Annotated in this window: 23 protein-coding genes; 13 read left to right on the forward strand and 10 right to left on the reverse strand. The window is 67.4% G+C overall.

The window, feature by feature from the left end; all coding sequences use genetic code 11:
• Nucleotides 1-13 precede the first annotated feature (13 nt).
• The 8 genes from ABZ953_RS08245 to ABZ953_RS08280 all read left to right on the forward strand — a co-directional run bounded on the left by ABZ953_RS08245 (nucleotide 14) and on the right by ABZ953_RS08280 (nucleotide 13,940).
• Complete coding sequence (locus ABZ953_RS08245) at nucleotides 14-4,381, forward strand: hypothetical protein (RefSeq protein WP_361718658.1); 4,368 nt, start codon at nucleotides 14-16, stop codon at nucleotides 4,379-4,381.
• Entirely contained in the window at nucleotides 4,378-5,421 is a 1,044-nt protein-coding gene (locus ABZ953_RS08250; protein WP_361718661.1) for a hypothetical protein, read from the forward strand. The genes ABZ953_RS08245 and ABZ953_RS08250 overlap by 4 nt, the downstream gene beginning before the upstream one ends.
• Before the next feature lie 927 nt (nucleotides 5,422-6,348).
• The gene (locus ABZ953_RS08255; RefSeq protein ID WP_361718664.1) at nucleotides 6,349-6,897 is read left to right on the forward strand and encodes a hypothetical protein; all 549 of its coding nucleotides are present in this window, start codon (nucleotides 6,349-6,351) and stop codon (nucleotides 6,895-6,897) included.
• Nucleotides 6,898-7,050: 153 nt separating this feature from the next.
• Nucleotides 7,051-7,692 carry a hypothetical protein gene (locus tag ABZ953_RS08260; protein WP_361718667.1) on the forward strand — a complete coding sequence of 214 codons (642 nt, stop codon included), beginning with the start codon at nucleotides 7,051-7,053 and terminating at the stop codon, nucleotides 7,690-7,692.
• Nucleotides 7,693-7,763: 71 nt separating this feature from the next.
• On the forward strand, nucleotides 7,764-8,786 hold the full coding sequence (locus ABZ953_RS08265) for a hypothetical protein (RefSeq protein WP_361718670.1): 1,023 nt from the start codon (nucleotides 7,764-7,766) through the stop codon (nucleotides 8,784-8,786).
• Between the two features lie 81 nt (nucleotides 8,787-8,867).
• Nucleotides 8,868-9,179 (forward strand): hypothetical protein, encoded by a 312-nt coding sequence (locus ABZ953_RS08270; RefSeq protein ID WP_361718673.1) that lies wholly within the window; start codon nucleotides 8,868-8,870, stop codon nucleotides 9,177-9,179.
• 7 nt (nucleotides 9,180-9,186) lie between these two features.
• Entirely contained in the window at nucleotides 9,187-13,554 is a 4,368-nt protein-coding gene (locus ABZ953_RS08275) for an RHS repeat-associated core domain-containing protein (protein ID WP_361718676.1), read from the forward strand.
• The gene (locus ABZ953_RS08280; RefSeq protein WP_361718678.1) at nucleotides 13,554-13,940 is read left to right on the forward strand and encodes a hypothetical protein; all 387 of its coding nucleotides are present in this window, start codon (nucleotides 13,554-13,556) and stop codon (nucleotides 13,938-13,940) included. The genes ABZ953_RS08275 and ABZ953_RS08280 overlap by 1 nt, the downstream gene beginning before the upstream one ends.
• 630 nt (nucleotides 13,941-14,570) lie before the next feature.
• Here ABZ953_RS08280 and ABZ953_RS08285 read toward each other — a convergent pair.
• Nucleotides 14,571-15,797, reverse strand: coding sequence for a damage-control phosphatase ARMT1 family protein (locus ABZ953_RS08285; RefSeq protein WP_361718681.1), 1,227 nt, complete (start codon nucleotides 15,795-15,797; stop codon nucleotides 14,571-14,573).
• Nucleotides 15,798-16,058: 261 nt separating this feature from the next.
• On the opposite strand from ABZ953_RS08285, the gene ABZ953_RS08290 reads away from it, so the two are divergent.
• From ABZ953_RS08290 to ABZ953_RS08310, 5 genes are all read left to right on the forward strand, one after another.
• Entirely contained in the window at nucleotides 16,059-16,712 is a 654-nt protein-coding gene (locus ABZ953_RS08290) for a hypothetical protein (protein ID WP_361718684.1), read from the forward strand.
• Nucleotides 16,713-16,933: 221 nt separating this feature from the next.
• On the forward strand, nucleotides 16,934-17,740 hold the full coding sequence (locus ABZ953_RS08295) for a hypothetical protein (protein ID WP_361718687.1): 807 nt from the start codon (nucleotides 16,934-16,936) through the stop codon (nucleotides 17,738-17,740).
• A gap of 65 nt (nucleotides 17,741-17,805) precedes the next feature.
• Nucleotides 17,806-18,117, forward strand: a complete 312-nt coding sequence (locus tag ABZ953_RS08300) for a hypothetical protein (protein WP_361718690.1) — start codon at nucleotides 17,806-17,808, stop codon at nucleotides 18,115-18,117.
• 7 nt (nucleotides 18,118-18,124) lie between these two features.
• Nucleotides 18,125-18,268 (forward strand): hypothetical protein, encoded by a 144-nt coding sequence (locus tag ABZ953_RS08305; protein WP_361718693.1) that lies wholly within the window; start codon nucleotides 18,125-18,127, stop codon nucleotides 18,266-18,268.
• 295 nt (nucleotides 18,269-18,563) lie between these two features.
• On the forward strand, nucleotides 18,564-18,950 hold the full coding sequence (locus tag ABZ953_RS08310; RefSeq protein WP_361718696.1) for a hypothetical protein: 387 nt from the start codon (nucleotides 18,564-18,566) through the stop codon (nucleotides 18,948-18,950).
• A 357-nt stretch (nucleotides 18,951-19,307) separates the two neighbouring features.
• Here ABZ953_RS08310 and ABZ953_RS08315 read toward each other — a convergent pair whose 3' ends face one another.
• The 9 genes from ABZ953_RS08315 to ABZ953_RS08355 all read right to left on the reverse strand — a co-directional run bounded on the left by ABZ953_RS08315 (nucleotide 19,308) and on the right by ABZ953_RS08355 (nucleotide 26,554).
• Complete coding sequence (locus ABZ953_RS08315; RefSeq protein ID WP_361718699.1) at nucleotides 19,308-19,562, reverse strand: hypothetical protein; 255 nt, start codon at nucleotides 19,560-19,562, stop codon at nucleotides 19,308-19,310.
• Nucleotides 19,549-19,788 carry a hypothetical protein gene (locus ABZ953_RS08320; RefSeq protein ID WP_361718702.1) on the reverse strand — a complete coding sequence of 80 codons (240 nt, stop codon included), beginning with the start codon at nucleotides 19,786-19,788 and terminating at the stop codon, nucleotides 19,549-19,551. The genes ABZ953_RS08315 and ABZ953_RS08320 overlap by 14 nt, the downstream gene beginning before the upstream one ends.
• A gap of 89 nt (nucleotides 19,789-19,877) precedes the next feature.
• Nucleotides 19,878-20,735 carry a peptidoglycan-binding protein gene (locus ABZ953_RS08325; RefSeq protein WP_361718705.1) on the reverse strand — a complete coding sequence of 286 codons (858 nt, stop codon included), beginning with the start codon at nucleotides 20,733-20,735 and terminating at the stop codon, nucleotides 19,878-19,880.
• Nucleotides 20,736-20,771: 36 nt separating this feature from the next.
• A complete protein-coding gene (locus ABZ953_RS08330) occupies nucleotides 20,772-21,407 on the reverse strand; it encodes a hypothetical protein (protein ID WP_361718708.1) in 636 nt (211 codons plus the stop codon).
• Nucleotides 21,408-21,455: 48 nt separating this feature from the next.
• Complete coding sequence (locus ABZ953_RS08335) at nucleotides 21,456-21,632, reverse strand: hypothetical protein (protein ID WP_361718711.1); 177 nt, start codon at nucleotides 21,630-21,632, stop codon at nucleotides 21,456-21,458.
• On the reverse strand, nucleotides 21,629-24,004 hold the full coding sequence (locus tag ABZ953_RS08340; RefSeq protein WP_361718714.1) for a hypothetical protein: 2,376 nt from the start codon (nucleotides 24,002-24,004) through the stop codon (nucleotides 21,629-21,631). The genes ABZ953_RS08335 and ABZ953_RS08340 overlap by 4 nt, the downstream gene beginning before the upstream one ends.
• Complete coding sequence (locus tag ABZ953_RS08345; RefSeq protein ID WP_361718717.1) at nucleotides 23,991-24,809, reverse strand: hypothetical protein; 819 nt, start codon at nucleotides 24,807-24,809, stop codon at nucleotides 23,991-23,993. The genes ABZ953_RS08340 and ABZ953_RS08345 overlap by 14 nt, the downstream gene beginning before the upstream one ends.
• Nucleotides 24,810-24,854: 45 nt before the next feature.
• Complete coding sequence (locus ABZ953_RS08350; RefSeq protein WP_361718720.1) at nucleotides 24,855-25,967, reverse strand: hypothetical protein; 1,113 nt, start codon at nucleotides 25,965-25,967, stop codon at nucleotides 24,855-24,857.
• 41 nt (nucleotides 25,968-26,008) lie between these two features.
• Nucleotides 26,009-26,554: a hypothetical protein gene (locus ABZ953_RS08355; RefSeq protein ID WP_361718723.1), complete on the reverse strand. Its 546-nt coding sequence runs from the start codon at nucleotides 26,552-26,554 to the stop codon at nucleotides 26,009-26,011.
• Between the last annotated feature and the right edge of the window lie 51 nt (nucleotides 26,555-26,605).

Here is a 26,605-nt window from a genome sequence, read left to right on the forward strand (position 1 = left end):
TACCAGCTGGCGCTTGGAGCGCACCTACCTGAGCGGCGCCGGGTTCCCAGAGGCACGGCTCGAAGGACTCGACATCAACTGGTGCGACCCCTACGAGGCCACTGAACACTCGGCGCTCTGGGCCGACAACGGCGCGGGCAAGACGACCATCACCGCCCTGCGCTTCGGGCTCTACCTTCCGCACGCCCACCAGTTCATCCGAGGCGACTCGGACCGGTCGCTGGCCAAACTGGTGCGCTCCGGCGACGTGTGCCACGTAGTCGAGCAGGCCACCCGCGTCATCGGAGGCGAGCTGCAACGCATCGTGATGGGCATGGTCGCCCACTGGACCGACGGCGGAGTCCAGGACCTGAAGAACCCCCGCAAACTGCACCGCGAGTTCTACGGATGGACGACCTACGGCTCCGGCCCGACCATCGCGAATCTCCCTTTCCACACCTCACGCGGCCGACGCACTACTTACGTCCAATTCGTCAATGCTGTGAAGGAGTTGATGCCGGACAGCGGAGTACTCCCCCCGCACCGGCCTTCCGAGCACCACGAAGACTGGCTCACGTGGCTGAGTGCGGCCGACATCGACCTGGAACAGTCGCGGTTCCAAGCAAGGATGAACCGATCCGAGGGCGGCGTCGACCAGATCATGCGCTTCCCGGACGCGGACGCCTTCGTCCGTTGGCTCGTCGGCGCGACTGTTCCGCCGAAGGCCGTGGGACAGATCGGTAAGAGCATCGACGTACTGAGGACCCATGCTGCCGCCCGGCCACAATGGGAGAACGAACTCACCTTGTGGGAGCGCACCACCGAGCCCTTGCGGCGCCTGGCTGTTGTCCACGAACACGTCATCGGGCACCGCAGGAGTGCGACCGCCGCTGAGGCGGATGCCGCGCGCGTTGTCGCCGACGCGGACGCCACGCTCAGCGGCTTGGCCGAGAACAAGTCCGCGGCCGAAAGGCAGCGGGCTGAGCACGAGCAATATCGCAAGGACGCTGCCGTGACGGCACGCAGGGCGCAGGCCCATCGCCTGCGGATGCAGGTGCGCGGTGCCGAATTGCGCGCCAAGGCCGCCGCGGCCTTCGCCAAGAAGTGCCGTACCGCCCGTGACCGCGCGGCGCGTGACTTGGCGGCGTGGGAGCTGGTCGCGACTGTGCAGCAGGCCCGCCGGGCCACTTCCCGCCTGGCCGGACTCAACGAGCGGCTCGCAGCCACGGAGAAGAAGGCGTCGGAACTACACGCCGACGAGCGCAGGTACCGACATGCTTTGGCCCGTCTACTGACCGCTCACCGCGACGCTGCCGACGACGAGGTCAAGAAAGCTGAGCGCCGCCATCGCCGTGCGGTCCATGCTTTTTCGCAGGCCGAGGACGACAGGCGGGACGCCGTAGCGCAGCGGGCGGCCACGGCTGAACAGATCCACCAGGCCGAGGAACAGGTCAGCCAATCCGAGCGGGCCATCGCTGGCGCCGTCGCAGCCGGACTGCTTCCCGAAGGTGCCGACCCTGCGACGACGGAAGCCACCTGGGCGGCCAAGATGGCTGCCGCCCGCGAGCAGCGTCAGTCCGCCGACAAGGCATTGAGGGAGAGCGACAAGCGGGCTGCGGCTGCGCAGACAGCGGCCAACGCCGCTCGGCGGGAGGCCGATGCGGCGCGGACAGAGGAGGAGAGCGCCGATCGACGTCGGTGTCAGGTCGACGACTGGATCCACACACTGGCTCATGACGACCGCCTGCGTACGGCTGTAGGGGACACGGCGATCGAAGTCTGGGGAGCACGTCCAGCACTGACCGACGCGCTCAATCACAGGGCGGAGACCGCTGACGCGGACGCGAACGAAGCCCGTGCCGCAACGGCTGTCGCCCGACGCACGCTCGAATCGGTGGGCAGTGATGGCCTGCTTCCCGCCGCGGAACTCGTCGAAGAGATGACCGAACGCTGTGTGGAGGCCGAGGCGCCGGCTTGGTCCGGATGGCGATGGCTGGCGGACACCATGACCGCCGAGGCGGCATCGGCATTCGCCGCGGCACGCCCTGAGATTGCCTCCGGCGTCGTCGTCGCGCACCCGGACTTGTTGGACAGTGCTCTGCAGGCAGTGCGCGACGTCGACATCGACACCGCGGTCTGGATCGGTGCGGTTCTCGACCCGGAAGCGGCGGCCGCACGGCTTGACCCCACTGCGGATGACGGAACGCACGCGCAGGTTCTGCTGCCTCACCCCGGCACCTTCGATCGGGAGGCCGCGGGAGACGTCGTCGCTACTGCCACAGAGGCAGCGGAGGAGGCCGAGCAGTGCCTCCAGGAGGCGAGTCACCGCGCGAAAGATGCTCGCGACATGCTGGCTGCGCTGCACCGGCTCTGGGACGAGCTGCCTGACGATCCGCGGCCGGGGCTGGCCGCACGGATTTGCGCCGCCCAGGAACGGCGCGAGCGCGCCGAGACCGCTGAGGAGACAGCACTCGCCGCCCTCGAGGACCTCGCGCATGAGAAGGAGCACCGCCGACGGGAGCGGGACGACGCGCAGCACGACATCGAGGACGCAGCCGAGAAGCGCAGGCTGCTCACTCCGCTCATTAGCGCGGCCTCGACGCTGTTCCATGCCGGCGGACGGTTGCCGGGACTGCGTACAGCAGTGGCTGAGATCGGGCTCCGCGTCGACGGTCTCGATGACCGGATGCCGCAGCTCGCCACATCCGTAGAGGAAGCCGACGAACAAAAGCGGGAAGCCAGGCACAGCCGGGACGACGCCGCCGAACAGCTCCGCGCGGCGGGGCTGTCGGCGACCCGCGAAGGACCCGTCCCTGCCGACGAGCCCGCAATCCTCCAGGCCCGACTGGACGGTGTTCAGGAGGCTCTGCGGGATGCGGTCGTGGACCAGCGGCTTCTGGACGCCATCGAAGAGACCCAACAAGAGCTGGCGGACCTCGGCGTCAGGCTCGACGCTGACCCGGCACTCCGCTCGCGGGCTGAAAAGCTGGCCGATACTGACGATGCCCGCCATCCCGTCGCCCTCAACGGAGCCGTGGAACGGGCCAGGGAACGCGAGGCGCGAGCGCGCGAAGACCACGCGAAAGCCCAGCAGGCCGCGGAAGCAGCTCGCAGGGAACACCAGCGATGGACCACCGATCGCTCCGATCGTACGTCCCCCGACATCACAGGGGTTCCCGCAGCGAGTGACGTCACCTCCGCGGAGGACACCGACCGGTTCGCCGGGCAGCTCGACCAACTGGCCACCGAAGCCCTGGACAACCAGCGATCGGAGGAACGGCTCGTCTGCGCCGCCGAGGACTCTGCCCGGGAAGCGGAACAGGCGATGCGGCTGGTGAAGGCGACGGTGGGTAATCTGCGCTATCTGGCGGATCCCGGTGTGACCGGTCGGCGCTCTGATGACATTTCGGCACTGACGACCCGCATCACCGAAGTCACAGATCAGGTCCGCACCTGCCAGCAAGCGCTGACGAACAGTGAGGCAGCCGAACATCGAGCTGTCGGGTCGGTACGCGCGGCTGCCCATGGCAACCTGGCCCGCACGGTCGAGGAGGCGGCAGACGCCCGCGTCGTCGAACTCATCTCCCGGCTGCGCTCCGACGAGAACCTCCCGTCTGAGGCGGACCACCTCGCCGGACAGCTGGAACAGCGCGTCGCGTCCTTGCGCGACGACCTCGACCGCCATGAACAGAACGTGCTCAACAGCGCACGCATCCTGTACCTGCAGGCCACCAAGGCACTCACGAGGCTGCGGTCCTACCAGAACCAGTCCCAACTTCCCGATGGTCTCGGCGATTGGTCCCAGCGGCACTTCGTCCTCATCGAACACGAGAAGGTGCCGGCGGACGAGTCCATCGCCGTCGACCGCATCGTGCGTGTCATCCACGCTCTGCTCACACCGGGCGCCAGCACGTCCGACCCGGAGGCACTGCTGTTCGCCGCGGTGCGCGAACTCGTCGACGCACCGTTCCACGTCAGGCTTCTCAAGCCGCACACCGACCTTCGGCTCGACCGCGTCGACGTCTCCGAGCTGAAGAACTTCTCCGGAGGACAGCGCGTCACCGCGGGCGTCCTGTTGTACGCGGCCATGACCAAGGTCCGCTCCATGGGCGAGGCGTCCTCGATCGGATGGCTCTGGCTGGACAACCCCTTCGGGCAAGCGTCCGCCGATCAGTTTGTCCGCACCATGCGGCGAGCCGCCGACAAGATGGAGCTGCAGCTGCTGTTCACCGCCGCGCCCAAGGACAAGGGAGCGTTGTCGATGTTCGACCGCATCATCACGCTTGGGCGACGTCTGCGGCCGTCCTCCCGCGAAGGAGTCGTGGTCATCGATGACGGAGCATGCGACGTTGTCGACCTCGAACTCCTCCAGCGGGACGTCATGAAGGTGCTCGGAGAATGAGCGCGACGCCCCGGATCGATCTCCAGGCACTCCTGGACGTTCTCGACCCTGACCACCGTGGTGGCCATCGGCATGCCGACGAGATAGCGGCTGCGATCCATTCCCTGAACCCGCACATCAGCGCCGTCGAGGTGCCGGACCTCGTGCAGGACACGATTCTCCGCGGTGAGCGGGAGGGCTTGTGGTCCGCCGCGCGCACCGTCACGGCTCGGCGGGGGCGGGAGACGCTGCCCAAGAGGGTGACGCTCAAGACGCCCACCCGGTCCACTGACAAGCGCCTTGCCATCACAGTCCCCCTGCGACCAGAGCTCAGCTGGGCGGCCACGCTGCGGCTCTCGGAGTACCAGCGGCGCCTGCTTCTCGCGGTGAACGACTGGCTCCGCCGGACCGACGGCGGCAACGTCCCCATGGCCGCCACCACCGAGCGCGCGTACCAGCTCCTCGGCGACGAGAAGGCGTTCGACCGTGTCTCCCCACGCGGCGGAACCGCGCTGTGGAGATCCGACCGGCTCACCCTTGAGCTCCTGCGGTGCGAGCGGCCGTCGACGCCACTCGCCTGGGAACCGGTCACCGCCAGTCCAGAGGCGCCGGGCCCGATCGTCTGCGTCGAGAACCACGCCACGTTCCGCACCCTCATCCGAGTGCTCCGGCCTCACGCGCACCCACCGTGGGCCGCGGTCGCCTGGGTGCAGGGCCGCAACACCGCGCCCTTGGAGTCCCTCACCACCCTGCCGTACAAGGTCACCCGGTTCGACTACCTCGGCGACCTGGATCCCGCCGGTCTTGAGATCGCGGTAGCTGCCTGCTCGGTAGCCGAGACTGCCGGAGTGCAAGCCGGGCCCGCACAACGGCTGTGGGAACTGCTGCTCGCCCAGCCCACCCGCGCCGGCCGACACGTACGAACAGCCGACGCCCGCAGGCTCACTGCATGGCTACCTGCCACCGTTCGCGTCCAAGCCCGAGAGATCCTTCTGGCCGACCGGGCGATTCCCCAGGAGGCGCTACGGCTCGACGTGCTCGCCGACGTCTCCCTGGACTGAGCGAGAGCACCGATGCCCGAGGCGTCAAGCAGTAACAGGCCGGGCGCGAAGAGCGATCCGCAGAGCCGCCACACGACCGGCCACAGTCTCCATGACGGGCGCAGAGATGTCGGTGGAGGCAGCCGCCACCCCCGCGCAGGCGGCGCAGACGCCGGTCTGCTGGCCACGCGGCAGGGGATCGCGGCACTCGGCGCACTCCGCCAGTGGCGTAGCCGGTGCGGCGGCATCATGCCGAGTACGAGGCGCGGGCAGCTTGCGCACGAGGCGATCCGCCAGGAGTGCCCGTGCGCTGTGCACTACCGGGGGCAGCCCAGCGGTAAGGAGCGAACGAACCTCCAGTTCCGATACCCCAGCGTCCAGCCACCGCGCGGCCAACGGCGCCAGGGTGAGGGTGTCTGTGGCGCTCAGAGCCAGCTTCGGCTCGACGCTGCCCAGGCGGGACGACAGCGCGGCCCCGTGCCCCGTGTCCGCAGATACGCGCGCAGAAGTGGTCTCGTCTGGAGTCGCTTCCTCCGCCCGCCCACTGGGCGGCTCGGCGTCCGCAACCAGCGCGACAGGGTGGGTTCTTCCTCCGGGTTCTTGTTCCCCTTAGGGAACGTTCTCGCCCTCCCAGCCTCCGCTTCGCCGGGTCCCGCCGGTACGGGAAGCGGCGAAGCGCCGTCGGCGCGGGGCGTCGAACACGTAAGTCTCGGTGCGGACCTGGCCGCTGTCCTCGTCACGGACCGTACGACGGTGACAGGGCGCCGTGGTCGGCGCGCCGTGGTGCACAACTACGGGCACGGAGGCGCCGGGGTGACCTTGTCTTGGGGGTGCGCTCGGGAGGTTGCACGGCCGGCGTGAGGTGGGCGGAGATCTGGTGGCTACGATGTCGTGCCCGCTTCAGCTCGCCGCAGCCATAAGGCTGATTGAGGAGAATCCGCAGTGCGTATGTCGTCGCGCGCGTGGCCCTTGGTCTCACTCGCCGCTCTGCTGGTGACGGGATGCTCCTCCTCGGAATCCCCGGCGACAACGTCCGCCAAGCCCGCCGCCACGCCGATCAAGGCAGATGGAGTCAACGAGAACTCCATCTGCCAAGCCGTGCTCACGGATGCCCAGCAGCAGGCCGCCGGAATCGAGGACACCGAGCCCGACTCGGACAAGGGCGAGGTCAGTTGCTACTTCTTGATGACGTCCGACGAGGACAATCCGGCAGGCTACGTCGTCAGCCTGTTCAAGAACGAAACCGCACTGCTCCAGGTCGCCGACGCGACGGACTCGAGCCCGACGAAGGCCGTCCCTGTGATCCTCAAGGGCCGTAACGCGGCGCGGCAGGTCATGTACGGCGACACCTGGCGGGCGTCACTCACGATGGACATCGGAGCGGGTCAGTTCCTGTACGTCGAGAGGTACTCGCCCGCCCATGTGGTGGCCGAGAAGGACCTCAACAGCCAGGCGCGCAAGGTGGCTGGACAGGTGCTGGGGAACCTGGGGGAGTGACGAGCGTAATGGAATCGCCGTGGTCTCCACTCGAACCGCGGTGGTTCAGCACAGCTACGTCTCAGCCAAAGTCTGCCCCGCTCTCATTGTCACCACGTGGTCACAGATAGCGTTACTTCGCTTGGGTTAACCCTCACCTCATCGGAGACAACTGTGACTCGCTCGACCGGGCTCGTGGTGACCGCGCTCACGGCTTCCGCTGCCCTGCTGTTGACCGCTTGCGGCAGCTCGGACGACGACAAGGACAACAAGAAGATCGCCGGGGCGGACACGCGATCGAGTGCCAGCCCGTCGGCCTCCGCTACGCCCTCCGACATGGCAGCAGGCCGCCCAAAGATCACGCTCCCCAAGAGCTTCCAGGCTGACTTCCAGGGGTGGACGAACTCGGACCCCAAGAAGCAGGCGATCTTGAATGACGGCAGGCAGGAACTGCTGGCCGAGTACGCCGCGATCATTGCGGGAAACCCGAGCTCCAAGGCGCTGGCCTTCTACACCGACGATGCCGCCGGTCAGTCGGCCCGCAAATGGATCAAGGGCTTCGTCGACGACGACCTCGTTCTGATCGGCCGCGCCACGGTGTCGAAACCGCAGGTGAGCATCGCCGATGACGGCAGCGGCGTGTTGTTCTACTGCGTCGACGAGAGCAAGGGCTCCACCAAGAACACCAAGACCGGCGAGGTCGAGCACACACCCCAGAATTCCGAAGCGCGCGTGCAGTACCGCAACCGGCTCGACAAGACGTCACAGGGTGTGTGGAAGACGCGCTACTCGGAAACCGATCGGGGAGGCTGCTGAGCATGTCGCACCACTACAGGGCAGCGAGGCTCCTGATTGCCTCAGCACTCCTCGTCGTTGCGATGCCCGGCATGGCCCACGCGTTCGGCGAGGACGACAAGTCCAAGCAGCCGAGCAAGCCCTCAGGCCCCAGCGGCGACGCCTCCGGCAAATCACTCATGGCATCGGTGTCCAACTCGAAGATCAAGCTCACGTACCCCGGCGGCCAAACGGCCAAGGCATCGGTGGGTGAGCTGAAGTCCGTAGACCCCAACTGGGAACCACCGGCCTGCTGGTACGAGCCGGTCTTCTCTCCGAATCAGCTCAAGGACGCCGTCGCGACCGGTGAGGGCGGACTCGTCAACGCCCATGTGTGGTGGAGCAACGGCCTGTGGGTGGACCACTACGAGAAGGGGAAGGCCGACAACAACTTCGACCTGAAGCTCCCTGCGGACACCAGCGCCGACGGCTACAAGAAATACAACCTCGGCAAGAAGGGCATGTTCTGGCGCAGTACGGTGCGTAAGGGCATGTACCAGGACTCCAAAGCATGGGACTGCGGCCGCATCATGTTCTGGCAGGACGCCGGCGCGATCCCCAAGGACAAAAACGCCCCCACTCCCGAGACCCTCGCCGCCTTCGCGTACGACAAGATCAAGGTCCCGGACACCGAGGTCGAGCTGAAGCCCGAGGGCAAGTCGACAGTGAACCGGTCCACTTGGGCGTGGCTGGACAAGGCCACCTTCAAGGATGTCACGGTCCGCGCCGACCTGCCCGGCACCGGCCTGTACGCGGTGACCACGGCCAAGCCCGTCGCCCTCCATCTGGAGCCGGGTACCGAGGATGCGAAGACCTTCCCCGCTTCCGGTGACTGCCCGGTCAATGAGGACGGCTCCATCGGTGCCCCGTACAAGAAGGGCGACGCCGGGCAGGAGCCGCCGTGTGGGATCCAGTACCTCCGCGCCACGAGTGGTGAGCCGTACGAGCTGAAGGCTTCGATCACTTGGGAGATCTCCTGGGAGGGCACGGGCGGTGCGAAGGGCTATCTGCCGGATGGCACCTTCGAGACGGCCCGGGACATGACGGTCCAGGAAATCCAGTCCATCAACCGGTGATCTGAGGCTGCAGGCCGGTCCGGTCTGCGCACGTCAGCGCGTCGCACGCACAACCATCTCAACCAACGGGGGGGGACAGGTATGTCGGACCTGAAGAAGGATGCGGAATCCCTGCACAAGGCGGCCTCCGCGCTGGGCAAGGTCGATGACCACACCCGCAAGCCCCTGCACGACTTCAAGGCCGCCTCACACGACCTGTCCGCCTTCGGCGTGCTTGGCTCGCTGATGAGCGCCAAGGACGACATCCAGGACGGCATGGACACCATCGCCAAGCTCACCAAGAACCTGCACAAGGAGTGGGAGGACGAGGCCAAGTTCATGGGGGATGTCTCCGACGCCTTCGACCTGCTGGACGTCCTGCTGAGCGCAGCGGCCCGCGCCAAGAAGGGCTGAGCCGTAGATGGGCTTCGACATCATCCCCGGCGACATCGACGTCGACGACCTCAACCCGCTGAAATGGATCAACAAGGCCAACCACGCCTTCGGCGACACCCTCGCCAGCGGCCTGGAGTTCCTCGGCATCACCGATCCGCTCGTCGACCCCGACGGCATCCGCGAGATAGCCGAGCAGTGGCGGTCCCTGGCCAAGGGCCTCGACGCCGCAGCTCACGCCGCCGAGACGGCGCTCACGGACCTGGAGTGGGAGGGCAAGGCCGCCAAGGCCCTCCACAAGCGAGCCAAAACCGCCCGCACGCAGGCCACCAACATGGCCGACTCGCTACGCGACGGTGCCAAAGCGCTGAACGACTTCGCCGACGGGGCACACGAGTTGCTGACCGAGATCGGTGTGATCCTCGCGGAGATCGCTGAGTTCGAGATCGCGAGCCTGGCCCTCTCGGTGCTGACCGGTGGCCTATCTCTGATCGCCGGGAACCTTGCGGCCGGTGCACGGGCCGCGAAGGTCGTGGCGCTGATCGCTCGGATCGAAAAGTCCGGCACCCGCATGGCCTCGGTCATCCGCACCGTCATGGAGGCCATCCGCGGCCTGGAACGGGCGCTGAAGGCCCTCGGCGAGATCAAGACGATCGCCAAGGCCAGCAAACTCGCGGGCGACGGCATGAAGTTCGCCGCCTTCGACGCTGCCCTGCAGGATCCGGGGACCTTCAAGGACCCGGGCAAACTGGCGGAGACCCTGGCCATGGGCGCCGCCTTCGGGGTCGGTGCGGGAGGTCTGGGCAAGCTCCTCGGCAAGTGCTTGGGCAAACTCAAGCCTGGCGAACTTGCCAAGCTCGGACAGAAGTTGGGGCTCGACGGCTCGGGCCTGTCCCGGCTCAAGCTGCGCCCCTCGGAGTGGGAGAAACTGCCCGCATCCATCCGGGCCGCGCTCAAGAAGTGCGACCTGGACCCGATCGATGTCGCCACCGGCGACATGCTGCTGTCGCAGACCGACGTCGCACTGCCCGGCACCCTGCCCCTGATCCTGGAGCGCACCCACGTCTCCTCTTACCGTTGGGGCGGCTGGTTCGGCCCGTCCTGGGCCTCCACCCTCGATCAGCGTCTCCAGGCCGACGACGATGGCTTCATCTACGCCGCCTCCGACGGGGCCCGGCTGATCTACCCGCCGCTCGCTCCCGACTCCGCCGATCCCGTCTACTCGGAAGGCGGCTCGCGCCTGTCGCTCAGCTGGGACACCGAAGTCGACGCCGCCCTGCGCATCACCGACCCGGACACCGGGCACTCGTACGTCTTCCACACCCCGCAGCCCATCGACGACGACACTGCCGTGGACCTGCCCCTGCAGTACATCGAGGACCGCAACGGTCAGCGCATCACCCTTCACTACGCCGACGACGGAACCCTGACCGAGGTCACCCACTCCGGCGGCTACCGCATCGCCGTCGATCGCCATCCCACTCTTCCCCGCATCGCGGCCCTGCGCCTCGTCGACGCCGAGCACACCAAGGAACCGGGGACGTTGCTCGTCTCGTACGGCTACAACGACGACGGCCACATGAGTGAGTTGACCAACTCCTCCGGCCTGCCGATGCGGTTCACGTACGACCAGGACGGCCGGATCACTTCCTGGACCGACCGGAACGACTCTTCCTACCGCTACATCTTCGATGAGCGGGGCCGGGTCATCCGTACCGAGGGCAGCGGGGGCTTCCTCTCCGGCACCCTTATCTACGACGACGCTTCCCTCACCACCACCGTCTCCAACTCCCTTGGTCATTCCCGCCGCTACGAGCACAACGAGGCGCACCGCCTCATATGTGAGACGAATCCCCTCGGCCATACCACCCATAGGGAGTGGGACAACAGCCATCGGCTGACCGCCGTCACCGACCCGCTGGGCCACACCACCCGCTACCTTTACGACGAGCACGGGCGGATGGTGTCAGTCGTCCGCCCGGACGGTCATGCGACGACAGGTGAGTACAACAGCCTCGGTCTGCCCGTCATGGTGATCGGCCCGGATGGCGCCACCTGGATCCAGGCATACGACGAGCGGGGTAATCGCACTTCTGTGACCGACCCTGCCGGGGCCACCACACAGTTCACGTACAACGAGTGCGGGCACCTGACGCAGGTCACTGACCACGTCGGCCGGATCACCCGCATCCGCTGTGATCAGGCGGGTCTCCCACTCGAGATCACCGACCCTCTGGGCGCGGTCACCCGCAGTGAGCGGGACGTCTTCGGTCGCACTGCCGCCCTCACGGACGCGCTGGGCTCTCGCACACGGCAGGAGTGGACGGTCGAGGGACATCCGGCACGTCGTATCGCACCGGACGGCACCACGGAGTCGTGGACGTACGACGGCGAGGGCAACTGCACCAGCCACACGGATCCCGCAGGCGCGTGCACGCGTTTCGAGTACAGCCACTTCGGCCTGACGGCGGCCCGCACCGAGCATGACGGCACCCGCTACACCTTCGTCCATGACACAGAGCTGCGTCCCACCCGGGTCACCAACGGGCAGGGAATGACATGGCGGTACAGCTATGACGCCGCAGGACGCCTGGTGGCCGAGACGGACTTCGACGGCCGGAGCATCGCCTACGCCTACGACCTGGCCGATCGACTCACCTCCCGTACCAACGCTCTCGGACAGACGGTCCGATACACGCGTGACGCACTTGGGCAAACCATCCACAAGAATGCCAACGGCGCCGTCAGCACCTACGCCTACGACCTCGCCGGACACCTCGTCCGCGCAACCTGCCCGGACGCACACCTGGCCCAAGAGCGTGATGCCGCCGGGCTGCTGCTGTCCGAATCGGTCAACGGGCGCACGGTCACCCACGCCTATGACCTTCTGGGTAACCACATCAGCCGCACAACACCCACCAGTGCCACCAGCAGCTGGAGCTACGACGCAGCGGGCCGCGTTACCCAACTCGCCGTGGGCGAGCGCACGATTCGTTTCGACCACGATCCGGTAGGCCATGAGCTGGCCCGTCACATTGGTGAGTCGCTAACAGTGGCCGTCGCCTTCGACGACCTCGGCCGCCTGACCCATCAGTCCGTCACCGACAACGACACCGGCAGCAGTGTCCAGCGTCGCAGTTACACCTACGGGCACGACGGCAACCTGATCCATCTCGCCGACCAACTGAACGGCACCCGGGACTTCGACCTGGACGCAGCGGGCCGTGTCACCGCTGTCCGCGCCTTGAATTGGGCCGAGACGTACGCCTATGACGCAGCGGGCAATCAGACCGAAGCCTCCTGGCCCAGCTCTCACCCCGGCCACGAGGCCACCGGCGCCCGCACTTACAGGGGAACACGCATCACCGGGGCTGGCGGCACCCGCTACGAGCACGATGCGGCGGGCCGCGTCACCTTGCGCCAGAAGGCACGGCTCTCGCGAAAGCCCGACACCTGGCACTACGTGTGGGATGCCGAGGACCGTCTCACGTCAGTGATCACCCCGGACGGCACCCGATGGCGGTACGCGTACGACCCGCTCGGCCGCCGTATCGCCAAACAGCGCCTTGCCGACGACGATACGGTGCTTGAGCAAACGGACTTCACATGGGACGGCGCCACTCTGTGCGAACAGACCACGGCATCGGTCGCCTTGCCGGATCCCGTCACTCTCACCTGGGACTACAGAGACCTGCGCCCGATTGCTCAGACCGAACGCCTCAACGTCGCTAGAGAATCCCAGGACGCGATCGACTCACGCTTTTTCGCCATTGTGACCGACCTTGTCGGGACACCCACCGAGCTCCTGGACGAGACCGGCTCCATCGCCTGGCGCACCCGCGCCACGCTCTGGGGCACGACCACGTGGGCGTCCGACAGCGCCGCGTACACGCCGCTCCGGTTTCCTGGACAGTACTTCGACCCGGAAACCGGGCTGCACTACAACCACTTCCGCCACTACGACCCCGAGACCGCGCGCTATCTCAGCCCCGATCCGCTCGGTCTCGCTCCGGCTCCCAACCCCGTAGCCTACGTCCACAATCCGCATAAATGGATCGACCCTCTCGGACTGGCGTGCACACAGCCGCAGCAAACGGTGATTCAAACTCCGGAAGTAGTCGCGCCCAAGCCGCTGAAACCACACCAGGTTTTGGATGAATGGCAGAAGTTCCTGGGTACCGGTCCGTACACCAACGTCCACCCGCGGACAGGAAATTTGGACCCCGATCGTCTAGTATCTGCCGATGGGCTGCGCAGCATCCGGATGGGCCCACACGAGATGAACAGCAAGCCGACCAAGTTCCATTTCCACAAAGAGACTTGGACGTTCATCGCGCCCACCAATACATGGATCGTGGATAACACCATGGTTAGAGTTCCACTGGGATTGAAGTAATGCGAATCGAAGTGCTTGAAATCCTCGACGCTGAACGCCGGGAAGTGCGATTCAGGAGCGAACTGGGTGATGCCTGGGGGGTATGGCAAGCCGACGTCGTGCCGAGCGAGGGCCAGTTCGACGTGGAGGTCGACATCCCCGAGGAGATTTCGACCTGGCTCCCGGGCGAAGGAGACGCCGACAGGCTCGACGGCGACCCTTCACGCCGACAGGCCGTGACGGTGCGTGGAACAGTTCAGACGGTCGACGAGGACTCCGTGACGAGTCTCCGCGTCGGTCGTGACATCGTGCTCATCGAAATGGCGAATGAAACCGTGCCGCCTCAGCCCGGATCTACGATTACATTCGAAACACCGGAGATCCATCTGTATCCCTACCAGCTCTGATGCGATATTCATGATGGCATGCGATTGTCGCTGAGCAGGGGTGCTGTCTCGCCTCCGTTCCAGCACTACAGCCGTGAGTCACGGTTGTAGTGCCAGGCCCGTCGGCTCCTGGCCGATGCCAAGTTGCACGGCCACAAGTACGCGATCGACGCGGTGCTCGCCGTCATCGCGTGACAGCAGAAGGGGCAGGTCACCGTCTTCACCTCGGAGGTGGACGACCTGGAGCGGCTGGTCCCGAACACGATCGTCGCCAAGAAGGCATGACCCAGCGCCCTGGTCTCAGTTCTGGTCTCATTCACCGGCGTACAGCACCGTTCGCAACCCCCGCCCGACCCGGCTGCACCGCAGGTCAGAGCGCTCCCGTACCCTCAAGAACGGTCGGGCGAAGACTTGGAAAGCGTGTTGGGGGCAACCCCTCACGAGTTCGAATCTCGTATCCTCCGCACCCGCCCGAGAGGGCAGACGAAGGCTCCGACCGCGAAGCGGTCGGAGCCTTCGTCGTTGCGCGGTCTCAGCTCTCAAACCTGGACCGACGCACGCAACCCCGCCTGCGGCCTGACCTGGCGCATCCAGCGCCTGGCCAAAGCCACGCACCTGGGCCCACACCCAGACCCAGCGCGGCGGGCGGGTCTACGGCCGAACTTGAACCAAGCCATGAGTACCGCTCGTACGCCAAGCCGCACCGGACTGCTCCAGAGCGTCCAGCGTCCTCTGCTCCAGCCCCACGACGACGTCGGACTTGAGCGTGCGAAACGCCGCGACGGCCCCGGGGAAGTACGCCGTGCGGTCGGCGAATGACGTCGTCGCGTCCCACATGCGATCGCCCACCAGCCGCCGGTAGTTGAGGTCACCCTTCAGGATGGTCAGCGCGACGGCCGCGAGCTCCTCCCTGAGGTCCTCCGGCATGTCCTCGTATGGCAGCGGCGCACAGAAGAACGGGTGGGCCCGGATCTCCAAGCGGCCGGTCGCCATGGCATCCCAGAGGCGCCCGCCGATCACGCCTGCCTCACCGGGTGCCGCAACGAGGCGGCGCAGGCAGTCGATGACGTCGGCCGTCATCGCGTCGGAGACGTAGTACGGGTGGGGCTTGACGTGCAGCACGATCCGCTCGGCATGCCGGTGCAGTAGGAGATGGTCGATGAGGATCAGGTCCGGGACCAGCTCCCGCCCCGCGTTGTCCGCCACCACGGCGACCGTAGCGCCGGCCCCGGCAGGCAGGATCTGCCAGAGCACACCGCTGTCGTCGGCGACCAGGCCATCGGTGGCCGCGCCGGGTGCCGCGTCCCCCTCCGTGATGCGGAAGCCCAGGTCCGCGCGGTTGCCCCACAGCGAGGCGCGGAGCAGAGTCGTGGCTCGTTCCTCGGCCGGTGCGTCGGCGAGCGCGTCCAAGGCTCGAAGTTCCTCGTCCACTGCCGTGCCGCGAAGTTCGGCCCGTTTGAAGGGAGCGAAGGGATCGACACCCTGCCAGGGGCTCGTACTGAAGTACTCGGTGGCGCTGAGGAGTCTGCGGTAGAAGTAGCTCTCCGCCCACAGGAACGGGGCGTCGAACCATGATCGCCCGAAGTGCCGTCGTCCCCAGGCCAACCACTGTCCATGATCGGGCTCCGAGGAAGCGAGCGGCTCGATCACACCGCTGGTGATCTCGTCCAGCAGGGCATCGAGAGCCTCGTGCTGGCGGGGGCCGTACGGAAAGGCGTCTCTTACCTGCTGGATCAGGGCCGGATGGCGCTTGGCCAAAACGCCCCGGGCGAACGAGCCGGGCTCGTTGCTCCGGATGACCGGCGCGTCCTGTTCGGCGGCCGGACGGGGGCCGCCTTCAGCGCCTTCGTCCGAGTTGTGGGGAGTCTTCTTTGTCATGGTCCGAGCCTTTCGCATGTCGCGCGCAAATCCTTGGCCTTCGGTCTTCAGGGCGACCAACCATGACTGCTCTTCCTGCGTGGCATGGGCGGCATTCCGCCCCGTCTGGCCCGCTTCCGCTGTAATCCGTGTGCGCCACATCCGTATCGTCTGATCGGCCCCACCGAGCTCCGACCACCGTTCACCCCCGCCTCAGTGTCACCGCGCGGTTACGGATAGCGTTGCTTTGCTCGGCTCAGCTCGTACGCTCCGGAGATCCCCGTGAATCGCTCGATCCGGCTTGCCACGTCCGCACTCACCGCATGCGCGGCCCTGCTGCTGACCGCCTGCGGCGGCTCGGATGACGACAAGGACAACGGCAAGATCGCCGGGGCGGACACCGGCACGAAGAAGTCGGCGCCATCGTCGCCGTCCGCGACGGCAGACGGGATCGACCGGCCGGAGATCAAGCTGCCGGCCGACATGAAGAACACCTTCGAGGGCCGGGAGACCGGGGACGCGGTCAAGGACGCGATCCTCGCGGACAGCAAGCGGCGCATCAACGCAGTGGACGCGGCTCTCGCATCGGGCGATTTGAAGCACTCGGCCATCGCCTTCTACACGACGGACCGCGCACTCATCGGGCTCTCCGAGTACGCCAAGCGTGCCATCGGCAAGAACATCAGCTGGACGGGCACCACACGCTACTTCGACCGTCAGGTGACGGTCTTCAGTAAGACCTCGGCGGCAGTGACGTACTGCGCGGACGAGAGCCGGTCGAACTCCAAGGACCGCAAGACGAACAAGGTCACGAAGGTCAAGACCTCACCGGACAGCTACGTCTACTACAACACCGCGGTGACGAAGAACAAGGACGGCGTCTGGCAGACACGTGATCTCAGCGAGGACAGGGGGGCGCAGAGGTGCCAGCCGTGAGGCACAAGGGGGCGGCAGCGGCCCTCGCAGCCGTGATGTGCGTCGTGGGAACGCATGAGGCTCTGGCCGGGGGCCATGGTGCCGTCGGATCCCAGGCCCCGTAGACATCCGGTGCGACATCCGGTGAGTCCTCCGGCCAAGACCTCTTCTCCAAGGTCGCCTTCAAAACGGAAGGCGGATCGACGCGAGGCGGCCGCTCCGGCACTCTCACGCCGACGTCGATGGGCTGGAAGGCACCTGCCTGCTGGTACGAGCCGTACTGGAAGGCGAAGGACTTCAAGACCTTCACGGAAGCCAAGTGGTCCATGTACTCGTCGGTCGGCGGAGACCCCAAGGGCATCGCGGGCGACAAGGCGCTCTACAAGGGCGGTAAGCCCTACAAGGACTTCAACGCCGCCAAGAGCGACAAGGGCATGTGGTGGGTGGGCGTGAAGAACAAGAGCATGGAACACGACCCGGCCGCGGGCGCCTGCGACCGCAAGCCCTTCTGGGTGGACAACGGCAAGGCCCCCGGCGTCCCCGGGGCCATCGACACCAAGACGCTTGCCGACCTCGCTTACCAGCGGACCAAAGTTCCCGACACCGAGGTCGAGTTGAAGCCGAAGAACCGGTCCACGGTGAACCTGCCTACCTGGGTCTGGCTGGACAAGGCCAAGTTCAGGGAGGTCAAGGTCCGTGCCGAACTGCCCGGTACCGGCCTGTGGGCGGAGACCATCGCCAAGCCCGTCGGGCTCCATCTGAATCCCGGTACGGACGACGCGGAGACGTATCCCGCCTCCGGCGAGTGCGCCATCAACGACGACAACAGCATTGGTGCGCCCTACGCCAAGGGCGACTCCAGCACGACACCCCCATGCGGCGTCAGGTACCTGCGTGCCACCGGCGGGGGGCCGTACCAGCTGAAGGCGTCAGTGACATGGGAGGTCACCTGGCGAGGCGCGGGGAAAACAGGGGACGACCTGCCCAACGGCACCTTCGAAACCACCCAGGACATGGAAGTCCAAGAGATCCAGTCCATCAACCGCTGACCGGGGTTGTCGGCCGGTCGGCGCACCACACGCGGAACCATCTGAACCGACGGGGGCGGACAGGCATGTCGGACCTGAAGAAGGACGCGGAATCCCTGCACAAGGCGGCATCCGCGCTGAACAAGGTGGATGACCACACCCGCAAGCCGCTGCACGACTTCAAGGCCGCCTCGCACGACATGTCCGCGTTCGGTGCCCTTGGCTCGCTGATGGGCGCCAAGGACGACATCCAGGACGGCATGGACACGATCGCCAAGCTCACGGGGAGCCTGCACAAGGAGTGGGAAGCCGAGGCCAAGTTCATGGGCGACGTCTCCGACGCCTTCGACCTGCTGGACATCCTGCTGACCTCCGCGGCCCGCGCCAAGAAGGGCTGACCCGCACGTGGGTAGCGACCTTAACCCCCTGCACTGGATCAACAAGGCCAACCACGCCTTCGGCGACACCCTCGCCAGCAATCTGGAGTTCCTCGGCATCACCGACCCCGCCCTCTCGGACTGGCGTGCACGGAACCGCAGCAAACGGTGATTCAAACGCCGGAAGCAGTCGCGCCCAAGCCGCTGAAACCACACCAGGTTTTGGAGGAATGGCAGAAGTTCCTGGGCAGCGGACCGTACACCAACGTCCACCCGCGGACAGGGAACTCGGATCCCGATCGCCTGGTATCTGCCGATGGGCTGCGTAGTATCCGGATGGGCCCACACGAGATGAACAGCAAGCCGACCAGGTTCCATTTCCACAAAGAAACGTGGACGTTCGTCGCACCCACCAATACATGGATCGTGGACAACACCCTGGTCAGAGTTCCACTGGGATTGAAATAATGCGAATCGAAGTGCTCGAAATCCTCGACGCCGAACGCCGAGAAGTGCGATTCAGGAGCGAACTGGGTGATGCCTGGGGAGTATGGCAAGCCGACGACGTGCCGAGCGAAGGCCAGTTCGACGTGGAGATCGACATCAACGAGGAGATTTCTACCTGGCTTTCGGATGAAGGAGACACCGACAGGCTCGACGGCGACGCGTCACACCGACAGGCCGTGAGGGTGCGCGGAACAGTTCAGACGGTGGACGAGGACTCCGTGACGAGTCTCCGCGTCGGTCGTGACATTCTGCTCGTCGAAATGGCGAATGAAGCCGTGCCGCCTCAGCCCGGATCGACGATCACATTCGACACACCGGAGATCCATCTGTATCCCTACCAGCTCTGATGTGAGATTCATGGTGGCATGCAATCGTCGCTGAGCAGGGGCGCTGCCTCGCTTCCGTGCCGGTACTACAGCCGTGCATCACGCCCGTAGTACCGGCCCGTCGGCTCCTGACCGATGCGAAGCTGCACGGGGCCCCACCATTCACGATGGGGCCCTTCAGCGTTGTCCGAATCTCTACCGGGCCAGCACCAAGAAATAAACCGTCAATTCCGCTCTGCGTGAGGTTCTGACGTTCTGGAGAACCGGCAGTGCACACTCACGCGGCCGCGGACAGCGGCCGTCCGCGCGTGGCATATAGGGCGAGCAAACTTCAGTATGCGCACTGCGTGCTTCGGGCTCGCGCGCCAGCCCCGGCCGCTACTTGCCCCCCGACTGCCAAAGAGTGACCGCCAGGGCCGTGCAGGAGGTGATCGCTGCCAGGGAAGGCAGGGGCCAGCGGCTGCGTTCCAGGGTGTCCAGGCGGTCCTCGTGTTCCGAGAGGGTCTTGTCGGTCTGGTCGGCGCGCTGCAGCAGGAGGGCGAGGTCGCCCCGGGTGGTGGCGAAACCGACGTCTACGGAGCGGCGCAGTCGCTCCAACTCCAGGGGGACGCTCCCGGTCTCAGCTCCCGCCATCGTCCACCCCCTCCCTCCGCCCCGTCCTCCGCAGCCACGAGGGCAGCAGCGCCTCGACGGCCGGTACGGCCATCAGCCGGCTCAGGGCCGCGGCGAAGGCCACGGCGCCCGCGAGTGCCGGGACGTCGGAGACCGCCGGGTCGGACGCGAGCAGCGGCAGGGCGGCGATGAGGGTGAGCAGTGTCTGTACGGCGGTGCGCAGGCCTCTGCGCGTGGCATCGGTCATGGGCGTCCTCCCGGAGGACTCGGTGGACTGGGTGGATGCGGGGGGGATGCGGGGGGACTGGGTGGGTGCGAGGGGGGTGGGGTCGGTGGTCAGGGGTGTGGGACGTGCAGGCGGTCCCAGCTGGTCCGGCCCGGGATCCCGTCCGCGTCCCCGCCCCGGTAGCCGAGCTTGTGCTGCCAGGCGGCGTACGAGGCGCGGTCGGCCTCGCTCCAGACCGGTCCCGGGCCCACCTCGTACCGGCCGCAGCCCTCCTTGACCAGGCGGCGGCCGACGGCCGTGCACAGGGCGTCGCGCCGTCCGATCGCGAAGAACGCCGCTCCGGGAAAGGGCGCGTACGCCGAGGGGCCGTCGTCGCCCGGGGCGTCGGAGCCGAGACGTTTCGCCACCCGGCCGCGCATCACCGGCATCGAGAACGTCGGGTCGATCTTCCGGCGGGTCCACTCCCGGTGACCGATGACGCTCGCTCCCGACCAGCCGTGCGCCCGGCACAGGGCCGCCGACAGGCGCTCCACCGTGTCGAGCTGGGCGGCCGGGTAGGGGTCGCTGCCGTTGCCGAGGTTCTCGATCTCGAAGCCGTAGAAGCGGGCGTTGCCGTCCACGGCGTCGGGGCCGGGACGGGACGGGAGCACCTTCGACCTGCGGACCGCGTCGAGCACCGCCGTCGACCCGTTGCCCGCGTGGTTGGTGCGGCCGTATCCGACGAGGTGGAGCGTGCCGTCCTTGGTGATCAGGCCGATGCAGAGCGGTCCCGGCAGGTCGGGCATGCCGCGGCGGCAGAGGGCGAGGCTGTCGCGCCCTGCGGTGTGGTGCAGCATGACGCCGTGCACCGGGCCCCAGGGGCCCTTGTGATTGCGGTTGTGCGTCCTCCAGTCGCCGTGTTCTCTCATGCGGACGCCCTCGCCGCGCAGGGCGCGGGCGAGGGCGTCGGCAGTCAGAGGTGTGGCCATGGGGGCCTCCTCGGGGTGCGTCAGATCAGGGGTGCGTCAGATCAGGGGTGTGATGGTCAGGTAGCGGTTGGTGAAGGTGGCGGTGCCCGCGGTGGTGCGGAAGGCGCCGGTCACCGTGTAGGCGGCGCCCGCGGTGAGGCCGGAGAGCGGGTACTGGATGCTCGCCGTGACCTGGTTCGTGCCGCCGACGACGGCCGCGCGGGAGTCGGCCGCGGCGCTGACGACCCTGGTGCCCTGCTTCACGGAGGCCGAGAAGAACGCGAGGCCGGCCGCGCTGTTGTTGAAGCGGGCGCCGATGGTGAGGATCGCCCCGCCCGACGGCGGGCCGATGAACGTGGTGGCGAGGGGGTCGGTGGCGCCGGTGAGCGTCTCGACGTACGCGGTCGATGTCGTCGTACCGCTCAGGGTGCTCGACGAGTGCACCGGGCCGAGGGTGAGCGGGGCCCACTGCTTGGCGGCGGTGAAGTAGTAGTGCCTGCCAGGGTTGTTGAGCCACGCGACCATGCCCGGGATCGGGTCGGTCACCTTCGCGTCGCGGGCCGCGCCGTCGGCGAACCGCAGCACGGTGCGCCCGTCGACGGCTTCGGCGAGGGACTGCAGGTGGACGGGGATGTCGGCGTTGTCGGCGGGCTGCGGGTAGGGCAGGCTGCCGAGCGGGGTGAGAGCGACCATGGGTTCGGATCCTCCTGAAAGAGAAAGGGTGGGGCGGGCAGCCGTGGGTCAGTCGTCCAGGGGCAGCGGGAGCAGCTGGCTCGGGTCCGGCCCTTCGTCGCCCGCCGCTACGAGGGGGTCGTCGATCTGGATGGGTCCCGGCGGCGGCTCATAGCCGTCGGCATCCGTCTCGTAGCCGTCAGCAGGTGCCTCCTCGCCTCCGACGGGCAGATCCTCTTCCTTCATGCCGTGGCTCCCGGTGTCTCGAGCAGCGTCCGGTAGCTGACCGCCTGCTTCGTGAGGGCGTCGAGCGTCGCGTACTGCGCGGCGAGCCGCTGGTACTTCCGCTGCTGGCCGTAGGCGGGGTCGACCGGGGCGTCGGGGGCGAGCCCGGCGTCGGCGGGTACGCCGTTGAAGGCGGTGCCGCGCAGGGTGAGGGTCTGCTGCGGCGTGCTGCCGGCGGCGTGTGTGGTGCGGATGCCCACCACCCAGGCCAGCGTGTCGAGTTCGGCGCCCGCGGTGTCGACCACGCGGACCACGTCGCCGAGCTGGATGCGCGGGTCGTGCAGGACCTCGACGTCGCCGAGGAGCGGCACGGGATAGCGGCCCGCGTTGATCATGGCCTTCGTGAGGGCGGCAGCGGTCTCGACCGACTGCACCCAGTCACCGGAGGGTGCCGTGTACTGCTGCTTTCCGTAGTACTTCTGACTGGTCGAGTTCGACAACGCGTACGCCCGCAGCTTCGGGTCGGCCGAACGTTTCAGCGGTTGGAGCCGCACGGAGGGCTTGCCGTCCTTCGTCACCGTCCAGACGCTGGCTGCGCTGTGGTTGGCGAACCGGACGGAGTACGTGGGCCCGTCCCGCCAGCAGCCCACCGAGACCTCGCCCTTGACCGACGTCCCACCGGTCTTCGCGGTGCCGAAGCGCACCTGGTGCCCCTCGTTGCTGACGGAGTCGTCCAGGACGCCGGGCGGGCCGACTTCGGTGTCGTCCTCGGCCATGGCGTACTGCACGACGATCGCCGAGTTCGGCTTGATCTCCCGTACCACCGTGTCCAGGATCGGCTCACCGGTCACCGCTTTGATGCCGTTCCAGTCCTGGTAGGACTGCTCGCAGTGGTTGCGGCACGCGTCGATCTCCTCGGTGACGGTGAGCGAGGCGATGTCCCGGCGCGTGGTGACGGTGAGGTCGGGGACGGTCGGCACCCTGGTGAACCGCGACGAACCGCGCCAGCGGAAGACGCCTTGCTCGTCGAATTCGGCCGTGGACATGCTGGCCCGCGCGATCTCGGTGATCACGTCCCACTGCGAACCGGACACCTTCGGGATGTCGAAGAGCGGCAGTTCGGGGGTGTCGAGGGCGGCGCCCTTGGTCCACTGCCCGCGCTGCTCCCACTCCTCCGTCGGGTAGGAGTCGATGTCCTTCCAGACCCGGTCGGTGACCTGGACGCATTCGACGGCCATGTCGGTCTTCACTTCGACCTTGTGCAGCTCCGAGACCGGCTGCCAAGCATTCTCCTCGGTGAATCTGACCTTGTCGCTCTGCCGGTAGCCGCCGTCGGGCTGGGTGAGGCGGGCCTGCACGGTCGGAGCGACGACCGAGCCGGTCGCGGCCGTGTCCACCAGGAAGCCGAGGTGCCAGACCCCCCGCAGGGAGGCCAGCGTGTCGAGGGTCCAGGGCGTCAGCGCCTGCTGGCTGCCACCAGTGGTTCCGGACGTGAACTGCACCTTGCCGGTGGCGATGTCGAAAGAGGCCTTGATGTAGCCGGTCTTCGTGCCGTTCTGGTCGAAGACGGCCGACATCTCGATCGTGTTGCCGCGCGCCATCGCCGTATTGACCCAGCACTCCATCTGGAAGACCTTGCCCGGCAAGACGAACCGCGAGCGCGGCATCCAGGAGGCGATAAGACCGGCCTCCTTCGGCATGAGGGCCATCTCGAAGGGCGCGCCCTCACGGATCCAGTCGTACGTCGACGGGCTCGGCACGAACTCGGGCTGCCCGTGCGTCGCGTTGAAGCCGCCGTGCAGTGAGGCGTAGAGCGCGGTGAACGGCTTCGTGTCGGCCGGGTCGACGGCCGGGGCGCGGGGTGGCGGACAGCTGTGGATGCCGCCCTGGCGCAGGAGTTCGTCGACGCACCAGGTCGCGGTGGCGACAGGGCGTCCCCACATGTAGCCGTGGTACGGCCTGGGGAGCGAGGCCGGGCCGCGCAGCCGCTCCGCGCCGTCAAGGGCCTGCACGGTCACGGTGTCGCTGCCGGAGGCCGCGGTGCGGGAGCGGACGGTGCCGCGGAAGGCGGGCACGGTGCGCCCGGCGGCGCCCGCCGTGTGGACGACGGACTGGCCGGGGCGTGCGAGGTCTCCGGTGAGGCGGTCCGCCCACGCCGAGTAGAGCTGCGGGGCGGGGACGCTTCCCGCGCCGCCGAGCAGCAGCTCCAGCTGGGCCGACGCGCTGCCGGAGACGGCCCTCATCGCCTCGGGGAGGTCCGTCGCGTACGCCCGCTCGACCTTCCACGACTGGACCTGCGGGCCGACTTCCATGCCGCCGAGGCGGGTGGAGTGGGACGGCACGCGTTCGGGTGTGGCAAGCGCCCGGTCGAGCGCCTCGTCAGAGCGCTGCATCGCGGACCTCCACGAGGTCGAGGCCGACGTTGCGGAACGGCAGGCGGGCCGAAGGGACGTCGGTGTACGCGGTGACGGCCATGGCCGGGCAGCCGTCTCCCAGGGCGTGCGCGACCGGCTCCTCGTCGAGGGTGAGGCAGCCGCCCGCGAGCCCGAACAGGCCGACGGCGCCGGGCCGTCCGACGGGGGTCGCGAAGGCGGCGCCCGCGGGGGCGGTGGCGGTGACGGAGGCGCCTGCGGTGTGGCTGGAGCCGAGGTACTTGCCGTCCGCCGCCTTCCAGTCCAGCTGGGCGGTGGCGGTGGCCGGGTCCCAGTCGGCGGGCAGCAGCCAGGACGCGCGCATGCCCGGCTCGACCGGCCAGCCGGACCAGACCCCGTGGATCCAACCGACGGCCGCGGCCGCGTCCCGGCAGTCGACGGTGGTGATGCCGTCGGCGTCACGGGCGAGCGCGATGTCGCCGTTCATGGTGAACCAGTGGTCCCAGCCGCCGGGGATCTCCGACTGCCCTGCCGCCTGGTACGGGTCGAGGAGGTTGACGGAGGCGGGGTCGAGGACGACGAGGGGGCCGCGTCCGGTGCCGACGCGGCGGGCGAGCTGCGCGAGGTGCTGGGCGTCCGCGGGCTCCAGCCACTCGAAGGAGAGCTTGAGGCGGCGGGTGGTGCGGGTGGGCGCGAAGGTGGTGACGCGGCCTTCGAGCGCCTTGAACTCGGTGACGTTGAGCTCGGCGGTGCGGTCCCAGCTCTTCGCCGCCTGACGGATTTCGCGGAGCCGTCCAGGGGCTCCGATCCACAGGTTCCTGGCCATGAACTCCTCCTGTTCTTTTGTGGGTTACGAGGCTTGCGGGCTCGGCTACCTGCGGGCGAGGGCGCGCTGTCCCGCGAAGACGGCGCGGGCGATGGTCTGCGAGTCGACGTCGACGTGTACGGGGCGGTCGGCGAGGCGCTCCATGGCCTCGGCGAGGCGGCGCAGGGCGACGGCGTTCCCGCCACCGTTGTTGATCATCCGCTCCAGCCTGGAGAGGGGGATGACGGCCTCGGACTCGCCCGCCTCACCGACGAGCGCGAGGGTGCCGCCGTTGCGGGCCTGCACGACGCCGCCCTGGGCGAGGTGCGGAACCGGCACGTGCAGGCGCGGGAACCCGAAGGACTTGCCGCCCCACTTGGGCACCCAGCTGGGGATGGAGATCTTGATCCCGGCGAGGACGCCGAAGACTCCGTTCAGGGCGGACGCGAGGCCCTTGATCGGCGTGAGGATGAGGTTGCCGAGCCCCTTGACCAGCGGCTTGATGAAGTCGACGGCCGAGCGGGTGCCGGACTTGATGCCCTTCCACGCGGCGTTCATGCCGCGCTTGAGGGCGGCGGTGACCTTGTCCATGTTCACGAACTGGGCGATCAGTGGGGCCGCGAGGGTCATGATCAGGCCGAACGGGCTGGCCGCCATGGCGAGGTTGAGCCCCTTCTGGGCCAGGCTCGCCCCCTTTAGCCCCTTGCCCATCTTGCCCATGGACTTGCCGCTCTTGTCGGCATTCTTGCCTGCCTTGCCGACGGACTTGTCCACGGCGTCGGCCTGGCGCTTCACGTCGCGCAGGGCGGTCTTGGCCTTGTTCGCGGAGCTGCGGAGCTTGTCGAGGGAGCTCTTGAACTTGTCGGACCCTTTTCGGGCCTTGCCGAGGGATCCGTCGGCGGTACGGAGGCCGCTGTGCAGCTTCTTGACCGCGCTGCTGCTGCTGTTGGCGGAGGTACGGAGCTTGCCTATCGCGGTGGCCGCGGAGCCGCTGGACTTGCCGAGCTTTCCGGCGGCGGTGGCGGCGGAGCCGGTGGGTTTGTTCAACTTGCCGACGGCGCCCGCGGCGGAGCCGGTGGATTTGCCGAGCTTGCCGACCTGGGTGGCGGCCTGGCCTGCGGCGCTGCGCATGCGGCCGAGTTGGGTGGCTGCGGTGCTTATGGACTGGTTCAGTCCCATGGTTTTCTACTCCTCTACGTTTCCACTCCTCGCTCACCGGGTCAGAAGCGGGAATTGAGCCGGGCTATCTGGTTGTTCAGGTGCTGCACATTGGCCCCGGCCTGCTCGGCCTCTCGACGCAGCGCGGCGACCTGGCTGCTCCGCAAGGACGAGAGCTGGCTGTTCTGTCGGTCGTTGGCCAGCGACACCGTGGATTTGTCGGCCTTGCGCCGGAGCTTCTGGTTGATGTCACGGGCCAAGTCGTTGATGCGCCGGTTGGCTCCGTTGGCTTTGGTGATTGCCTTGTCGGCAGTCGTCTGCGCCTTCGCGGCCGCGCTTTTCAGCTGCTCCGGGTGCTCGCCGTTGCTACGCGCCTCGGCTGCTTCCTTTGCCTTCTCCCGTTTTTTCACCATGTCGCCTATGGGGTCCAGGAAGCTGTGCTCCAGCTTGATCCCCGTGAGGCCGCCACCAGCAGCGTTGAAGGCGAAGGCACCGCCGTTGAACTCGCTTTTGAAGGCCGTGAGTTCGACCTTCTTGACGTATTCGCGCTCCGTGATTTCCTTGATCAGCTTGACCGTACTGTTTTCCGGGGGACTATCGTCGGCCATCATCAGCTCCTCAAACAGGCGACGGCCCCACATGCCGTTGGATCAGGCATG

Source organism: Streptomyces sp. NPDC046465, from assembly GCF_040646035.1.
GTDB lineage: Bacteria > Actinomycetota > Actinomycetes > Streptomycetales > Streptomycetaceae > Streptomyces.

Coding starts and splice junctions, on each gene's coding strand:
- ABZ953_RS08310 (WP_361718696.1), top strand. CDS start 18,564: ATGCGAATCGAAGTGCTCGAAATCCTCGACGCCGAACGCCGAGAAGTG.
- ABZ953_RS08330 (WP_361718708.1), bottom strand. CDS start 21,407: ATGGTCGCTCTCACCCCGCTCGGCAGCCTGCCCTACCCGCAGCCCGCC.
- ABZ953_RS08250 (WP_361718661.1), top strand. CDS start 4,378: ATGAGCGCGACGCCCCGGATCGATCTCCAGGCACTCCTGGACGTTCTC.
- ABZ953_RS08265 (WP_361718670.1), top strand. CDS start 7,764: ATGGCCCACGCGTTCGGCGAGGACGACAAGTCCAAGCAGCCGAGCAAG.
- ABZ953_RS08320 (WP_361718702.1), bottom strand. CDS start 19,788: ATGACCGATGCCACGCGCAGAGGCCTGCGCACCGCCGTACAGACACTG.
- ABZ953_RS08335 (WP_361718711.1), bottom strand. CDS start 21,632: ATGAAGGAAGAGGATCTGCCCGTCGGAGGCGAGGAGGCACCTGCTGAC.
- ABZ953_RS08315 (WP_361718699.1), bottom strand. CDS start 19,562: ATGGCGGGAGCTGAGACCGGGAGCGTCCCCCTGGAGTTGGAGCGACTG.
- ABZ953_RS08275 (WP_361718676.1), top strand. CDS start 9,187: ATGGGCTTCGACATCATCCCCGGCGACATCGACGTCGACGACCTCAAC.
- ABZ953_RS08285 (WP_361718681.1), bottom strand. CDS start 15,797: ATGACAAAGAAGACTCCCCACAACTCGGACGAAGGCGCTGAAGGCGGC.
- ABZ953_RS08295 (WP_361718687.1), top strand. CDS start 16,934: ATGGGCTGGAAGGCACCTGCCTGCTGGTACGAGCCGTACTGGAAGGCG.
- ABZ953_RS08300 (WP_361718690.1), top strand. CDS start 17,806: ATGTCGGACCTGAAGAAGGACGCGGAATCCCTGCACAAGGCGGCATCC.
- ABZ953_RS08325 (WP_361718705.1), bottom strand. CDS start 20,735: ATGGCCACACCTCTGACTGCCGACGCCCTCGCCCGCGCCCTGCGCGGC.
- ABZ953_RS08270 (WP_361718673.1), top strand. CDS start 8,868: ATGTCGGACCTGAAGAAGGATGCGGAATCCCTGCACAAGGCGGCCTCC.
- ABZ953_RS08350 (WP_361718720.1), bottom strand. CDS start 25,967: ATGGGACTGAACCAGTCCATAAGCACCGCAGCCACCCAACTCGGCCGC.
- ABZ953_RS08255 (WP_361718664.1), top strand. CDS start 6,349: ATGTCGTCGCGCGCGTGGCCCTTGGTCTCACTCGCCGCTCTGCTGGTG.
- ABZ953_RS08345 (WP_361718717.1), bottom strand. CDS start 24,809: ATGGCCAGGAACCTGTGGATCGGAGCCCCTGGACGGCTCCGCGAAATC.
- ABZ953_RS08340 (WP_361718714.1), bottom strand. CDS start 24,004: ATGCAGCGCTCTGACGAGGCGCTCGACCGGGCGCTTGCCACACCCGAA.
- ABZ953_RS08280 (WP_361718678.1), top strand. CDS start 13,554: ATGCGAATCGAAGTGCTTGAAATCCTCGACGCTGAACGCCGGGAAGTG.
- ABZ953_RS08355 (WP_361718723.1), bottom strand. CDS start 26,554: ATGGCCGACGATAGTCCCCCGGAAAACAGTACGGTCAAGCTGATCAAG.